We start from the raw sequence: 16,077 nt of genomic DNA, 5'->3' as shown, positions 1-16,077 counted from the left end.
CTATGCGCTCAAAAGGCAGGATGATATCATTTGTTAGCCGATTGTGCGCCGTACCCTGGAGGGTAAGCCCTCAGGGTACGGCGCACAATAAAAAAGTCCGGATACATCTTGAAAAGAGGCTTGACCGGCCTTTTTTATTTTAGTTGACCTAGGCACCAGAGTCTAATACCCTTCCACAATCAGGAATATCCTGAAGAGCTGGATATGACTTGATTGTTTTATTTAGGAAAACCCGTAAAAACGGCGGAACATCCACAGGTTTTTGGTCTCACAATTTTACGTTGGATAGAATGAACAAACAATCACGCGAAACACATTTACGAAGCATCTTGAAAGGACTCAGTTGGCGGTTCGTTGCCACCGGGACGACGATCGTCATCGCCTATATCATTACGGGTGACCCCTCAATCGCTCTGGAGATCGGCGCCATCGAGGTCTTTGCCAAGCTCCTTTTTTACTACCTGCATGAACGCATCTGGCAGTTCCTCCCCAGAGGAACGATCCGACAGATCGAAACGAAGGTCATCCATGAGAAACGAAAGAAACCGCGTAAAGGACGCAAAGGACAAAACGACAAAAACATCGATATAGAATCAAACCCCTAACGCTACCCCTACCGATGATTGTTTCCCACACAGCCATAGGGGTATAATTTCTTATGGACACCATCATCTGGTCCCCCTCGGAATCACTGATCAAAACATCCAATATTTATCGCCTGATGCAACGCCATCACATTGTCTCCTACGCAGAACTCCTCGCCTGGTCCATTCCCGATATCGGTCGCTTTTGGGACGCCGTCATGGTCGATTTGGACATTCAGTGGGAAACGCCCTATGAGGCCGTGCTTGATGCCTCCGAAGGACTTCCCTGGACAAAATGGTTCATCGGAGGTCGGACGAATATCGTCACAAACTGTCTCGACCGGCATATTCCCTCCCGTGCGAACGCAATCGCACGGGAGGGAGAAGATCAGGCCGTTCGGACCGCAACCTATCTGGAGCTGAACCGGGAGGTCTGCCGTCTGGCCGGCGCCCTTCGAAGAGAGGGGATCCGCTTAGGGGATACCGTCGGGATCTACATGCCGATGACCATCGAGATGGTGGCTGTTTTTTATGCCTCCCTTAAGATTTGGTGCCATCTGCATTCCGATCTTCTCCGGTTTTGCCGCCGGTCCGCTGGCCAAACGACTGCGCCATGCCGATGCAAAGATTCTCTTTACGGCAGACGGCACCCTGCGCCGCGGAAAAGTCATCGAGATCAAACACTCGGCAGATGAGGCCGCAAACCACGTCCCCTCCTTACAGCGTGTTATCGTTCTCCCCCGACTGGGGAACAAGATCGCATGGAACGCAACTCGTGACTGCTGGTATCGTGGTTTTATTGAGCAAGGCTCTACTGAGAAGAGGGCGACTCTTCCTGTAGACGCCGAGGCCCCCGCCCTCATTCTCTATACCTCCGGAACGACCGGACCCCCCAAGGGATGTGTTCATTCTCATGGAGGCTGCATCGCCCAGATTGGGAAAGAGCTGGCCTATCACTTCGATGTCAAACCCTCAGACCGCTTCTTCTGGCTAACCGATATCGGCTGGATGATGGGACCCTGGATGTTGATAGGAGTTCACATGCAAGGCGGGACGGCCTTTCTTTATGAAGGGGCGCTCACCCATCTCGGGATCTCTCCGACCGCCATCCGGGTCCTGATGCGGGCTGGGGACGAGCCGGTCACCCGGCATGACCTCTCTTCCCTTCGCTTTCTGGGATCGACCGGTGAGCCCTGGGACGACGAAAGCTATCTCTGGTTCTTTGAGGAGGTCGGGAAAAAGCGGCTCCCCATCATCAACATATCCGGAGGGACGGAGATCATCGGTTGTTTCCTCGCCCCCTTGCCGATCACACCGCTCAAGCCATCGACCTTGCGCGGACCGGGACTCGGGATGGATATCGATGTCTTCGACGATGCAGGGAAGCCGGTCCGGGGAAAAACCGGCCACCTCGTTTGTAAACAAGCTGCACCCTCGATGACACGCGGCTTCTGGAAAGACCGGGAGCGCTACCTCTCCACCTACTGGTCGCGCTGGCCAAACATCTGGTTTCATGGCGATTAGGCCAGGATTGATCCGGACGGCTATTGGTTTCTGCACGGACGTTCGGACGATACGATGAATGTCGCGGGCCGGCGCGTCGGACCGGCCGAGATCGAGTCGGTCCTCATCGCACACCCCAGCGTTTCCGAAGCAGCCGTCATCGGCGTTCCCGATACCTTGAAAGGCACGGCCATCATCTGCTTTGTCGTACTCAAGCCGGACCATTCACCCAATGCAATCGGCCTGAGAACGGAGATCATCAAAGTCTTGGGGAAGACCTTCCGTCCAAAAGCAATTGAATTTGTTTCCCAACTCCCCAAGACAAGGTCTGCAAAGATCGTCCGGCGACTCATCCGGGCAAAATATCTCGGTGAAGTTCTTGGAGATCTCTCGTCAATAGAAAATCCCTCCGCTCTTGAAGAAATCCCACAACCTTCCAGGGCAAGATAAGGCAGGACGCCATCCCTAATTCCGAGATTACGGAATTAGAAACCGCCGATTCGCCTAAAATTACTGCGTTATCGGCCAACGGACGCCTCACCGTACGGATGAGTACGCTTCGGTCGTCCTTAATGGTCTCTGGCCTTGTCTTTCAGGCGACCTGACGGTTTGCCCCAAGATCAATCGCTGATCTTGGGGCCACCTGCCCGGTTGCGAAAAACACGCCAATCCTGTAAAAATGGGCTATACAGATATAGGGAAGGGCTTGGACAGAATAAAGGCATTTTTTAAAACATCTCTCATCGGTGGCCTGGTCGTCATTCTCCCTGTCGCCATTCTGCTGTTTGTCTTTAAGTCTATCTTCGGTTTTGTGACGGATATTATTCACCCCTTAACCAACCTCGTCATGGCACAATCCGAGGTGCAAAGGATCCTGGCAGATATCGTGGTCCTCGCTGTCATCCTGGCGGGCTGTTTTTTTGTCGGACTCTTTGTCCAAACCTCCCTCGGCACATGGCTTTATGACATCCTCGAAGAACGCCTCCTGAAAAAAGCCCCCGGCTACACCCTGGTGAAGGAAACCGTTATCCAGTTCATCGGGAAAAATAAGTCTCCCTTTTCCTCCGTCGCCCTGGTGCAGATTTTCGGCAATGAAACGCTTGTCTCGGCATTTATTACCGACACACATACGGATGGAAGCTATACCGTCTTTGTTCCCACAGGTCCCAATCCGACCTCCGGAAACATCTATCATCTGAAAGGAGAATATGTCCACCCCGTCGATGTGCCGGTCGAAGATGCCATGCGATCCATTATCAGTTGCGGTGCCGGATCTTCACGGCTGATCAATCAGTATAAAAAAAAACCGCTCTCATCTTAAACGGGTTGAAAATCATCTTTTCGCTTGACAGAAAGGCTTTTTTACAAAATAATGCTCCGATGGATTATTTTAGGTTGCGACCATTGAAACCAGCCTCTTCCGCCAGGGCCCTTTCCCTGATGGGCATCTTGCTGGTGCTTGCCCTCGTTGGCTGCAGCGACATCAGCAACCCGAAAATACAGGATATCACCGCCACAAAAGGGCTGGATGGAGATAAGGCCACGATCTTCGTCGCCAACACAGGCGACGGGAGCCTGATTGCCTTTGATCCTCAACAATTCAACCTGACCGGTACAGTCGCCGTTACAAATAATGACGTTGGAATCGTGGGGTTTGACACACGCTTCACGAACGAACTCGCCCCCGGAAATACATTCCAGGTTGGCGGACAGACGGTCCGCGTCTTAAATATTATAAACAACACCAATCTCACACTAACCGCTCCTTTTCCCGGAACAACGACTTCAGGACTCAGCCCCTCCTGGACGAACGTCCAGGGTAATGTTCTCCCTCTTGTTTCCGAAGGCAACATCGCTCCCAGCCGTCGCTTTCCAAAATCTATGGTCGGCCCCATGGGTCTCTTCCTGGATATTGATTCTACCAGCACCCCGCCCCGCAACACCCTTTATGTTGCAAACGCGAATGGAAATTCAATTGATATTTTTGAAGACGTGGATACTCAAAATTTCGATATCGGTTTGGCCATCCCCACACGAAGCATCTCCGGTCGAAGAACCCGACTCGATCACCCTTTTGCAGTTTCCTATGACGCCACAAACAACCGACTCTATGTCGCAAACCGAGACGGAAGTTCCATCCTTCGTTTCAACGATACCCCCATACCGTCTCTGAAAGGCGATATCACCCCAAGCGGCGTCCTGGCGGGTTTCGAAACAACCACGATCTTTTTTCCAAGGGGCATCGCCGTCGATACTGGAAGAGACATCCTTTATATCTCAAATGTGGGGAACGATTCGATATTGGTTTACGACAATGCGAGTAATGCCGGTGGCTTGCCGGCAGTATGTTTCTCAGTAAACCAAGACCCGCCACTCGACGTCAGCCTCTGTAAAAGACTGCCTGATCGCCAAATTGCCCCACATGACGATCTGGGTCCTGATCCAAGTGCACCCGACCCAAACAAGATTGCCGGACAGCTCGATATTCCCTTCGGGATTTTTATGGATGAAGGGAATAACCGGCTCTATGTCGCCAATACCGGATTCAATCAGCCCGGTATCCTCATCTATGAAAATGCAAGTACGCGAGACGGAACGGTCTTCCCGGAACGGGTTATTCTGACCAACAACGATCTGCTCCCGCTAGAATGTACTCCCACGGAGGCGATTCCTTTCCCGGAGGGATGCAATACTTCTCAATTCGGAGTGCCGACCGGAGTTGCTTTCGACACGGTGAACAACGTGCTGTATGTCGTCAACAACAACAATGCCAACAATATCAATCTCCCGGAGAGTGGCAATATCGACAGCACGGCGATCCTGGCCTTCAGTGATCCAATCGCATCGATCGATGATTTGACAAAGTGTCCGGCCACAACAGGACCTACGCCAACGAAAGTCTGTGCGCTCCCACCCGACCGAAGGCTCGGCGGGGATGTCACTTCGAATGAGAACTCCCTGACCAATCCTGTCAGCATCGCTATCGATCCGGATCATGGCGCGATTTATGTCTCCAATCCCGGGGCGGACAACATCTTGACCTTCGCCCTGGATGGGAACATCAACCCCTTTAAGATCAATTCCGGGAACATACTAATATTCGACAAAGAGAAGACTCACCTGGAATCACCCAGCGGGTTTTTTTATGATAAAGCCCTTGATCGCCTCTTTATCTCAAATTTCACAAGCAAAATCCAAACACCCAACCTTCAAATCACGGTATATGATGACATCAGCACAAAGAGTTTCTCCAGTACGGCCCCCAGTTGGAGCCTTCAGGGTTTAAATATCGCCTCTCCCAAGGGAGTCTATGTCGATAAAGGGCGCGAAAAGTTGCTCATTCTAAGCACATCAGGTCTCAAAACCGGGCTCGTGATTTATGATCTGGACACCATCACCGGGTTCCCGACCAATACCAATATCGGCCCGGCGGGAACGACGCTTCTCTTACCGACATCACCGCCACCAACCATCTTGTCTGCCGGACTCACCTCCGACGGCCCAACCGCAATGGCCGTCACCGGAGGAGATGTCTATATCGCCGATAAAGGGAACAACAGAATTATCATCTTTAACCTTGATGACCCTGCAAAAAACCGGACGATCAGCAGCAGCGTAATGGATCGACCTTCCGGACTCTTTATCGATACGATACGTGATATTCTTTACGTCACCAATGTCGGCAACAATAACGTCCTTGCCTTTGACATGGCCAGTTCTAAAAACAGCGGACCCGGCCCTACATTTGTAGATATCCTGCCCGACCGGACCCTCTCGATTGCAACGCTATCCGATCCCATCGCCCCAGTAATCAATATGAACTTGGATCGTCTCTTCTTAATAAGCCGTAGAAATAATTCAATCTTGGTCTTTGATGAGGCCAGTACTCTGGATGGGACCACAAATCCAAACAGAACAATATCAGGGGATAAAACACGCCTCGACTTTGCACACCTTGGTTTTTTTGACAATGGCACCGGAGCACTGCTCTTCCATGATCGGGGAAATGGAGAGACCCTCTTCGTTGGACAGCCTGTCGGCGTCCCAAACAACCCAATCTGCTCCACCCCATCCTTTGAATGTCCGAGAGGGGCATTCCTTGCCTTTGGGACCGAGGGAAAGCTTGCCCCAAGCCGTATTTTTTCAGGTGGCGACCCCGCATTGTCCACCCCTGCCTCGATTGCCCTCGATATTGTAAATGATATCCTTTTCGTTGCAGATCAAGGGGACAATGAGGCAGCGGGAGATGACAGCATCATGATTATCTCGGGTGCAAGTACCTTGGACAGCAACATCTCTTCTACCCCGCCCACCAATATCACAAAGTTTACCAATGCCAACCTTCTGAACAACCCTGCAGGACTCTTTATCGATGTCCCCAATAATCGACTTTATATTGCAAACAGCGGAGGCACGATTGCAATACCCGGCTTCCTATCGGTTCAAGTTGATTCCTCTGTTGTAACAGGAAGAGGGACCTCTTTCGAAACCGGGCCGGACCGACTGTTTCCAGGTGACATCATCACCATTAACAATAAATCTGTGACCGTCGCAAAGATCAAGGATGATTTAACCCTGAGCCTCGTTTCCCGATGGACGGCGCCGACACACCTGGACGATCCAACGGGCATACCAGGACCCATTGGCTATGTCAGCAAGTGCAGCGTGACGGCTCCGGCGACTCCCTGCAATATTCTGGTCTTTGATGATGCCGATCTCTTGGGACAAGGCACCCCTTCTCCCTCCTCTCTGAGCATTACAAACCCCGCATTGATCAGGCCGCACGGCCTGACCGTCGGGCCAACTGGAATAGTCTATGTGGCAAATACCGGAGGCGATTCTGTTCTGATTTTTGATAATATCGGGGCGCTAAAGACCACTCTGGCGGGTGATTTAACCCAGATCGGCCGACCAGTCAATGTCGCTTTTGATGCTACACATGACTTTTTATATGTCCTGAATCTCCTGGACCAGGAAATTCTTGTTTTTGCAGGGGTTTCCACGATGACCGGAGCGGTTAATATTTCACCCGCCCGTGTGATTTCACCGGTCAATAAAGGCATCATCGCTTCGATTGACCCAAACTCTGACACCCAATTCACCTTGACGGCCCCTTACACTGGGCGGACAGCAACCGGCATGACCTATGGACGTGAAGGGGACGTCTTTTCTGAGACCACTACCGATTTCTTTCTCTTCGGAAAGATCAATGTAACGAATGGTTCGACGACAGTTACAGGAAACGAAGATACCTTCCTTGACGGAATCTTAGTCAAAGGAACACTCTTCAGAACACAACTGAAGGTCGGGGATACCATTCAGGTGGGGACCTCTTTATTCACCAGACCGACCGGTCTCTTCCTCGACACGGCCAATGACCTTCTGTATGTCACCGACCAGGTAGCCAATGCCGTCCATATCTTCAATAATGCCAGCCTGGCGGAGGGCGATGCGGAACACCGGTCCATCATCGGCGACAACACGGGTCTCCGCCAACCAAGAGCCATCACGGTCAATCCAAAAACGCCATAATTTCGGCCGTCATAAATTCTCAGAAACAACTCGGATGCAAAAAAAGGGGGAGCGAGGGAAGAACTTCGCGGGCCTTACTTTGACTTAAGAACCATTTCTTCCTTGGGGCGAAGACGTTTTGATTTGAAGTAGGCGCTTAAACCGGCCTTTGCCAATTCAGGCGCCCTGATGTGCCATATCGGATCATTGACAATCATCGCCGCGAAGGCGATCTCTGGATTTTCCAGGGGAGCCATTCCGATAAACCAGCTATAACGGCCTTTTGGGTTCTTGCCCCGGAGCGAGCCGGTCTTCCCGCCGATCGAAACACCTCGAAGGTCCCGGGCCCGCCTTCGACGGCGAAAAGTCTTCCTGACCGTTCCACGCTCCACCGTCTTCGCCATCATCTCCTGGATGTAGGATGCGGTTCGGGAAGAAATCGAACCCGGTAATTCCTTCGGGATACATTCATAGATCTTTTCGCCTTCCGGTCCCAGAACAGAATCAATCATACAAGGGGCCATCATCACACCCTCATTGGCAATAGCGGCTCCAATCAGGGCCGCATGGAGAGGGGAAAGGCCGACCTTTCCAAATCCGGCCGCCGCCCGGGCCAGGCCCATCTCACTCTCTTCTATGATCATGGGGCTCACCTGCAAGGGCTGTTCAAAAGGAATCTGGCGGTTAAACCCGAGACGTTCCCCATAGTCCATTAACATCGGGACATTGAGCCATCGAAGAGCCACCTTGGCAAAAACCACGTTATTTGATTTCGCCAGAGCGCTGCTGAGGCTGCTCTTTAAAAGATCTCGTTTAGGATTATCAGTCCAGTACTTGGGCCGAAGCCGGTTCACATCCCGCCGATACGCGATCTCAGTCCCCGGAAGGGCTTTTTTTTCTTCGATCGCGGCGGCTGCGGTCACCAGCTTAAAGATAGAGGCCGCCGGATAGGTCGATCGGAGGGCAAGATCCTTCGCCTGAGGGTCTCTGGAAGAATGTTCCGCCATTGCCAGGACTTTTCCGGACCTTGGATCTATGGCCACAAATACGCCATAAGGAACCCGGTATTTACTTAAAAACTTTTCTGCAGCCTCTTGAATCACCGGGTCTATTGTATATACCGCAGTCACCCCATTCTCGAAACGGGTTGAATATTGCCCCTTTACAACTTGGGTGAACTCCGGCCTAAAGGATTTGAAGCGAATGGATCCCTCTTCTAGGACCAGAGGGACCTCATCAAAGGGACCCACACTCAACTCCCCCATCACCCAGGTCTCAAGAGCGAGGACGAGTGAAACCCCCAGAATGAGAAGGACCGTCATCCAGGCCCATTTCTTGTCTTCATGCCTTTCGCCCGATCTGTCACGAAAGTAATTCGCAGGGAGAGGGGGAGGAACCCCAGGGTGGCGTCTATTCAATGCGATGTGTTTCCTTCCAACTCTTGAACCCATTCTGACGGCACCTTCATTCTTGGGAACCTGCCAGAATATCGTTCTGTCCGTCCCTTTCCGCGGGTGAAAGGTCTCTGTTTGAAACCCTGATCACCTTCACCTTTGGAACAGCCTTGTTTCGTTTTCTCATACTTTGGTAATAGCCGCGGACAACATCACGGATATTTTCAATCACCTCGGCTTCAGACCGCCCAATGGTCCGGCACCCAGGCAGGGCGGGAACCTCGGCAGAGTAATACCGGGAAGTCTGTGTAACATAAACGTAGTAGCTCATTTCTCCCTCCATCTAGAAAAGTGAGTATTGACTACTGAGGACGCGGAACACTTATCAAGGAACCTCTGAATGAGTCATGAATTATTTTTCAGGGCAAGAATGTCCCGCTTCTGCGTTGCAAATCTTCCCAATAGCCGACTATTCTCTGCGATTTTCGCCTTGAATCGAAACATTTTTATCTCCTGAAAACTCAACTCAGACTTAATCAGAGGTTCCTCAAGTTACTCTTTGGTTCTTCTTCTCTGACCGTTTCTTCCTGTTTTTCGTTCTCCCAGGACAAGGTCCTCTCCAGGCTATGGATAAGAGCGCGGACATTCTCGATTAAGAACCCCTTTTGCCTTTGAATGTTGATCAACTCTCCCTGGAGGTGAGTGACATGCTTCAAGGCCTCGCCCGTAACCTCTTCAGCATGAAGCTCCGCCTGCCGGACAACGAATTCGCCTTCCTTTTGAGCCGCTCCCCGAATCCCATCAATCGCCTTTTGTGCAGTCAATAAGGTGTCGGTCAGTGCCCCCTCAGTCTTCTTTAATTCCAATATCTTTTCGTTCTGCTCCTCCATCTTTTCTTTGAGGGCAACATTTTCATGCAAAATCTCCTCGACTTCATCTGCCAGGCTTTCCAAAAAGGCGTCGACCTCAAAAGGGGGATACCCTCTGAATGATTTCTGAAATGTCATCTGACGAATTTCGAGTGGTGTTATCTTCATACCGCTTTCTCCTTTTACATATATATTTTGCCTGTTTCTGACCTTTAGCCCCTGAGCTCTTTTTCCTTACAAGGGAAAGGCGGATTGGCTCTCACTACCGAAGACGCATCGCCAGACCATAGAGAGAGGCGACCACAAAACTCTTCAAGAACATGATGGACAGAATGACAATCACCGGGGAAAGATCAAGTCCCCCACTGAATGATCCTGTTGCACGCCGGACCGGATAGAGAACCGGTTCCGTCACCTTGTACAAAAATTGAACAATAGAATTATATGGGTCCGGATTTACCCACGAAAGAAGTGCTCTGGCAATGATGAGCCACATATAGAACTGGAGGATCATGTCCATTATCTGTGCCAACGCTGATATAAAATTTCCTGCAACGAACATCCTTACTCTCCTTTTCCTAGTTCCCTGGACCGTCTCGCAGCCGCCTCGACCGCGGAGAGGAAGGCCGCGCGGACATTTGCCTCTTCCAGCTTCTGAAGACCTTCTATCGTCGTTCCTCCGGGGGAAGCGACAAAGTCCTTTAAGCGGGCCGGGTGGTCTCCGGTTTGAAGAAGCAACTGCGCCGCACCCCAGACCGTTTGCACTGCCAGGGAGAGAGCAATTTCTCTTGGAAGGCCGCTTTTGACGCCGCCGTCAGCCATGGCCTCAATCATTAGAAAAACAAACGCCGGCCCGCTCCCGGAAAGACCTGTCACCGCATCAAGATACCGTTCTTCCATGACCCAGGTCTTGCCGATCGATTCAAAGATACGCAAAGCCAATCCAAGGGATTTGTCTCCGACCCCTTTTCCGGGAGAGAGAACCGTCGCCCCGGATTGCACGAGCGCGGGTGCATTCGGCATCGCCCGAATTATTTTTGCTTCCCTCTCCAAACCAGATGCCAGTCTAGACAAGGGAACACCCGCCGCAACAGAGATCAGAACCTTCTTCCCCAACTCCGATTTGACCTCCGCCAATGCGGCATCTACGGCAAAAGGCTTCATTCCCAGGATAATAATATCCCCATCGCGAGCCGCCTCTCTGTTTGATCGAGTGGTACGGACAGCATATTTTTCACCCATCATTTTCAGTCGCTCATCGGAAATATCAGAAGCGATGAGCGCGGAAGGTTTAAACAGTCCCGCATCAAGGACCCCCTTGATGATTGCCTCTGCCATATTTCCAGAACCGAGAAATGCAAGGCGGACCGCCTTTTTTTTTGATTTCCCCTTCACCAATCTATCCCTCCCGTTGCCCGAACAGCGCGGTCCCGATTCTCACCCAGGTCGCCCCCTCTTCAATCGCCACCTCAAAGTCCGCCGACATTCCCATGGAAAAACGGCTTATATCCATTCCGTCACCCAGTTCGCGAAGCATCGAAAAATAGGGTCGCGACCTCTCCGGGTCTGAATGATAGGGCGGAATCGTCATCAAACCCAAGAGGGAAAGATGCGATTGACGTCGTACCATGTTGATCAAATCCGGCGCCTCCTTAACTGAAATCCCGTGCTTACTTTCTTCACCGCTGACATTGACCTGGACCAACACCGCTTGCCTTCGCGAACGCCTTCCCGCTTCCTGAGCAACCTTCTCGGCCAGATGCACCGAATCAATGGAGTGAATCAGGTCAAAAAAACCAACTGCCCTTTTCACCTTATTCGTTTGAAGCGGACCAATGAGATGAAGTGAATTGATCCGCTCCCTGAGTCCGGTTTCCTTAAATTTAGCCACTGCCTCCTGCACCCGGTTTTCACCAAAGATTCTGAGTCCGTTTTTCGCCGCCTCTTCTATTCGTTCTACGGGAATACGTTTTGAAGCCGCGACCAGCGTGATCTCATCGGAGATTCGTCCCGCCCGCTTCGCAGCCCCACGAATGGCCGTCTGAATTCGCTTGAGGGAAGGGGCAATCACCGTCATGGCTCCTGTCACGTCCCCGGGGTCAACATCAGCCCGCTCGTCATATTTCCGATCTTTTTCCCATCCCTGCGGAAGGAATAAAACAGGTTGGGCGCACAGGCGGTGCAAAGACCGGTGTCCTGAATCTTTTCAGAACGAAGACCGGCCTCTACAAGTTGCAGTCTGTTCAGTTGTGTCAAATTGACCCAGGCTTTTTCTTCCTTACCATGGGAAACAAGCTGTTTTCCATACGGAGTGTCTCGTTCGAGTTTCTCCCAAACGTCACGCCCCACCTCAAAACAACAAGGGCCGATCGATGGACCGATCCCGGCAAGAATATCCTCTGGCTTTGAATCATAGTTTGTTTGCATCGTAGCAACCGCCTTCGCAGAGATATTAAGATGCGACCCGCGCCAACCGGCATGAACGGCTGAGACCGCCCTCCGGACCGGGTCAAAGAGAAGGACGGGAACACAGTCTGCGGTAGAAACCGTAATCAGGAGGCCGCTTTGATTTGTTGTCAGGCCATCCCCGGTCGGGATCTCATCAGAGAATTCTCTTCCCGCGCCGTTCACCTCACAAATGGCATCTCCATGAACCTGGCGACATCGCGCAAAAAACTCCGCCCCCCCGAGCGCGGTTATTTTTTGAGAATGTTCGGCCTCCGTCTCAGAGCCTTTCGCGAGCAGCCGGGTTCCAAAAAAGTGGAAGAAGGATTGCCCATTGAATAATGGCAGTTGAATATATCCCTTTCCGTTATTTTGAATCCATTGGTACCCCTGGGCTCTTTCTTCCAGAAGCATCAGTCAGCCTGTTTTCTCAAAAAAGTAGGAACGTCCCATTCATCATCGTCAATCTTGGCACACTCCCTTCCATTCTCTTCCCGGAAGACCTTTCGCAAGTATCCTCCTTTCTCAAAGAGGTTTGGCTCCACTTTCTTTTCGGACCCATTGCTCCGACTTCCGGCCTCCTCACGGTCACGCCCATCCTCAAACCCCGTTGCAATAACGGTCACCTTGACCTCCTCTTTCATCTCTTCTCGGATCACAGACCCAAATATGATATTCGCATCCGAATCAACTTCTCCCTGAATAATCGAAGACGCCTCCGTCAGTTCGTGTAGGGAGAGATCCAGACCTCCGGTCACATTAATGAGAACCCCCTGCGCTCCTTCAATAGAGCTATCCTCCAGCAAAGGACTGGAAATGGCCTGCTGGGCCGCTTCGACAGCACGGTTTTCACCCTTCGCAACACCCATTCCCATGACCGACCGGCCCTTGTGGGACATTACCGTCCGGACATCGGCAAAATCGACATTCACCAATCCGGGCGTGGTGATAAGATCAGAAATCCCCTGGACCGCCTGACGGAGGATGTCATCCACAACAAGGAAAGATTCCTTCAAGGGGGTCCCTTTTTCGACCACATGCAAGAGCCGCTGGTTTGGAATCACGATGACCGTATGGCAACTCTTCTTGAGTTCCAGTACCCCCTCATCCGCCTGTCTTGTCCGCTTCGGCCCCTCAAACTGAAAGGGTTTGGTCACAACACCGACAGTCAACAACCCCATCTCTTTTGCAATATTGGCAATGACCGGTGCGGCACCTGTTCCGGTCCCACCTCCCATTCCGGCGGTCACAAAGACCATGTCCGCTCCGGAAAGGATTTCCTTGATCAGATCGACCGCTTCAAAAGCAGACTCTCTCCCGATCTGAGGCCGGGCACCCGCACCTAACCCTCGCGTGAGTTTTGCCCCCAACTGAACCTTCTGGGCCGCCCTCGATAAATCAAGCGCCTGGATGTCCGTGTTGGCCGAGATAAAATCTACACCCTTCACTCCGGAATGGATCATATTGTTCACCGCGTTACATCCACCCCCTCCAACGCCGACTACCTTAATCCGGGCGGATCCCCCATTCAGCTCTTCTTCATCAAAAAGAAACATTATATCCTCCTCTCATAGAGAATCCCATCCAGATTCTCATGATAAATAATTCATGGAACTAAAAAAATTCATGCGCCCATTGCCTCATTTTATTACCTATACGCGACCACAACCTTCCTTTTCCCACTCTCCGATGTTCTTCCTTGTCCTGATTTCCAAAAGCATACAAATTAAGCCCCACCCCAGTGGCATAGCCTGGACTGCTCACAATATCAATCAGCCCCCCAACACCAACGGGAAGTCCTTTTCTGACAGGAAGGCCGAGAGTCCGCTCGCCCACTTCCACCATGCCGTTAAAGCAGGATGTTCCGCCTGTAATGACAACACCGGAAGCAACCCGATCTTCATAGCCCATTTTTTCAATCTCCCGGGCGACTAAGGTGAAGACCTCTTCCGCGCGCGGCTCAATAATTTCCGAGAGGAGCTGACGGGAAAGGATACGCGGGGGCCTCCCCCCGACACTTGGGACCTCGATGGTCTCATTGTCCTTGACCATATCTGCAGAAGCGCATCCATACTTGATCTTGATTTTCTCGGCATCGGCAGGCGGGGTCCGGAGACCGATTGCGATATCATTGGTAAAATGGCTCCCGCCAATCGGCAGGACCGCAGTGTGGCGGATGCTTCCCTCGACAAAAACGGCGATATCGGTTGTGCCGCCTCCGAGATCAACGACGACCACGCCCAACTCCTTCTCTTCCGGGGTCAGGACCGCCTCGCTTGAGGCGAGCGGTTGAAGAATCATGTCCACCATCTCCAGCCCCGCCCGGTTAATGCTCTTCATGATGTTCTGCGCAGAGGTGACCGCCCCGGTAATAATATGAACCTCCACTTCAAGCCGAACGCCCGACATCCCAAGCGGGTCTTTAATCCCGTCCTGGCTGTCGACGATAAACTCTTGCGGCAAGACATGAAGGATCTCTCTGTCCAACGGAATCGCAACGGCCTTGGCAGCGTCCAGAACACGGTCGATATCAGCACGACTGACCTCTTGGTCCTTGACAGCAATGACCCCGCGGCTGTTAAAACCCTTGATGTGTCCTCCGGCAATGCCGGTATAGACCGAGTGGATGTCCACTCCGGCCATCAACTCGGCCTCTTCGACCGCGCGTTTGATCGACTCCACCGTACTCTCTATATTAACCACCATCCCTTTTCTGAGCCCCTTTGAAGGATGGGTCCCTATCCCGATAATATCGATCCGCTTATCATCTACAATTTCGCCAACAATAGCGCAGATCTTTGTCGTGCCAACATCCAGACCGACCAGAATGTTTTCATGTTTTGCCAAGACGTCCTCCGTTATTGGTAGTCATCTTCTCCCTGTGCCTCCGGGGCAACACCGACGGTCCCCTTGAACCTATTTTCTTCACCGAAAACCCCCTTCTCACAATCGCTTTATCCGAAAATCTCAGATCAACCTCCCAATGAGAAAACCCCCGATCCCGAAGGTCGTTTTCTATCTCCAGATACCGTACCCATCTTTCCTGATAATCTCTCTTTCCAAGGTGAAGGACTCCCTTTCGCACCCCGCTCTTCTCTCCCGTAAAGTGAACCAACAGATCATCCGGGTTTGATAGATCCATCAGAACGCCCGGGCGATTCGCCAGGCTTCGGGCCAGAATGGCGGCATTCGGAAAGCGCTCCCGGTCAAAACGAATGATCCGGGGGAGCGTCTCTGGATAGACCCCTCCCTCTTCCAGGATCACTCCTTCTTCATCCAGAAGGGCCGTTCTTCGCGATGAACCGACGGCGCCCTGAAAGTCAACACCGGCATATTCGACCAGGGCAGGCTTCCGCTCCACAATCATAATGGAAAGCCGGTCCGGGAACACCTTCTTCACCACCACCGACTTCACCCAGGGATCAGACAGCAATTCCTTCCTGGCGTCAGCAAGGTCCAGGTAAAACAGGTTCTCTCCGGTGAGCGCTGCAAGGCGATCCCTTATTCCCGATCCCTTCAAGTGGTGAAGGCCGGACCATCGTATCTCCTTTACGTTGAAGACCGATGATGACATCCCCTGCTTCAGCCCAAGGTAGAGGACAAACAGACCCATACCCAGGAGGACAGACAGGCCCAGCGATTTCCCCATCGCTGCGGCATGCCGAAAAAACTGTCCGCTTCTGTCTTTCTGCCGCCGAATAACCCTTCTTTTTTTTGTTCTTGAGATTGCGTATCCCATGCCAGCCTCGACCCTAGTTTCGCTCTGGGTTC

12 protein-coding genes and 2 pseudogenes are annotated in these 16,077 nt (G+C 52.0%); 4 read left to right on the top strand and 10 right to left on the bottom strand.

What is annotated here, in order from left to right:
- The first annotated feature begins 290 nt into the window (after window positions 1-290).
- From EYQ01_04540 to EYQ01_04525, 4 genes and pseudogenes are all read left to right on the top strand, one after another.
- On the top strand, window positions 291-605 hold the full coding sequence (locus EYQ01_04540; GenBank protein ID HIE65070.1) for a DUF2061 domain-containing protein: 315 nt from the start codon (window positions 291-293) through the stop codon (window positions 603-605).
- Between the two features lie 53 nt (window positions 606-658).
- Window positions 659-2,537, top strand: a pseudogene (locus tag EYQ01_04535) (AMP-dependent synthetase).
- A gap of 229 nt (window positions 2,538-2,766) precedes the next feature.
- Window positions 2,767-3,408, top strand: coding sequence for a DUF502 domain-containing protein (locus tag EYQ01_04530; GenBank protein HIE65069.1), 642 nt, complete (start codon window positions 2,767-2,769; stop codon window positions 3,406-3,408).
- A 59-nt stretch (window positions 3,409-3,467) separates the two neighbouring features.
- Window positions 3,468-7,619: a hypothetical protein gene (locus tag EYQ01_04525; GenBank protein ID HIE65068.1), complete on the top strand. Its 4,152-nt coding sequence runs from the start codon at window positions 3,468-3,470 to the stop codon at window positions 7,617-7,619.
- A 74-nt stretch (window positions 7,620-7,693) separates the two neighbouring features.
- Here the strand turns inward: EYQ01_04525 and EYQ01_04520 are convergent, their stop codons facing one another.
- The 10 genes and pseudogenes from EYQ01_04520 to EYQ01_04475 all read right to left on the bottom strand — a co-directional run bounded on the left by EYQ01_04520 (window position 7,694) and on the right by EYQ01_04475 (window position 16,045).
- Window positions 7,694-9,049 carry a penicillin-binding protein gene (locus EYQ01_04520; protein ID HIE65067.1) on the bottom strand — a complete coding sequence of 452 codons (1,356 nt, stop codon included), beginning with the start codon at window positions 9,047-9,049 and terminating at the stop codon, window positions 7,694-7,696.
- A 133-nt stretch (window positions 9,050-9,182) separates the two neighbouring features.
- Window positions 9,183-9,323 (bottom strand): annotated as a pseudogene (locus tag EYQ01_04515) (type II toxin-antitoxin system HicB family antitoxin).
- 205 nt (window positions 9,324-9,528) lie between these two features.
- Entirely contained in the window at window positions 9,529-10,029 is a 501-nt protein-coding gene (locus tag EYQ01_04510; protein HIE65066.1) for a DivIVA domain-containing protein, read from the bottom strand.
- A gap of 94 nt (window positions 10,030-10,123) precedes the next feature.
- Window positions 10,124-10,423: a YggT family protein gene (locus EYQ01_04505; GenBank protein ID HIE65065.1), complete on the bottom strand. Its 300-nt coding sequence runs from the start codon at window positions 10,421-10,423 to the stop codon at window positions 10,124-10,126.
- 2 nt (window positions 10,424-10,425) lie between these two features.
- Entirely contained in the window at window positions 10,426-11,199 is a 774-nt protein-coding gene (gene proC, locus EYQ01_04500) for a pyrroline-5-carboxylate reductase (protein HIE65064.1), read from the bottom strand.
- A 61-nt stretch (window positions 11,200-11,260) separates the two neighbouring features.
- Window positions 11,261-11,938 (bottom strand): YggS family pyridoxal phosphate-dependent enzyme, encoded by a 678-nt coding sequence (locus EYQ01_04495; protein HIE65063.1) that lies wholly within the window; start codon window positions 11,936-11,938, stop codon window positions 11,261-11,263.
- 8 nt (window positions 11,939-11,946) lie between these two features.
- A complete protein-coding gene (gene pgeF, locus EYQ01_04490) occupies window positions 11,947-12,720 on the bottom strand; it encodes a peptidoglycan editing factor PgeF (protein HIE65062.1) in 774 nt (257 codons plus the stop codon).
- Window positions 12,720-13,862 (bottom strand): cell division protein FtsZ, encoded by a 1,143-nt coding sequence (gene ftsZ / locus EYQ01_04485; protein ID HIE65061.1) that lies wholly within the window; start codon window positions 13,860-13,862, stop codon window positions 12,720-12,722. The genes pgeF and ftsZ overlap by 1 nt, the downstream gene beginning before the upstream one ends.
- Window positions 13,863-13,920: 58 nt before the next feature.
- Window positions 13,921-15,153 carry a cell division protein FtsA gene (gene ftsA / locus EYQ01_04480; protein ID HIE65060.1) on the bottom strand — a complete coding sequence of 411 codons (1,233 nt, stop codon included), beginning with the start codon at window positions 15,151-15,153 and terminating at the stop codon, window positions 13,921-13,923.
- Window positions 15,140-16,045 (bottom strand): FtsQ-type POTRA domain-containing protein, encoded by a 906-nt coding sequence (locus tag EYQ01_04475; GenBank protein ID HIE65059.1) that lies wholly within the window; start codon window positions 16,043-16,045, stop codon window positions 15,140-15,142. Before EYQ01_04475 ends, ftsA begins: the two co-directional genes overlap by 14 nt.
- Window positions 16,046-16,077: the final 32 nt, after the last annotated feature.

The organism is Candidatus Manganitrophaceae bacterium (assembly GCA_012960925.1).
Lineage (GTDB): Bacteria > Nitrospirota > Nitrospiria > SBBL01 > JAADHI01 > DUAG01.
Note: the sequence above shows the minus strand (reverse complement) of the source record. Positions and strands in the feature narration are given on the sequence as shown.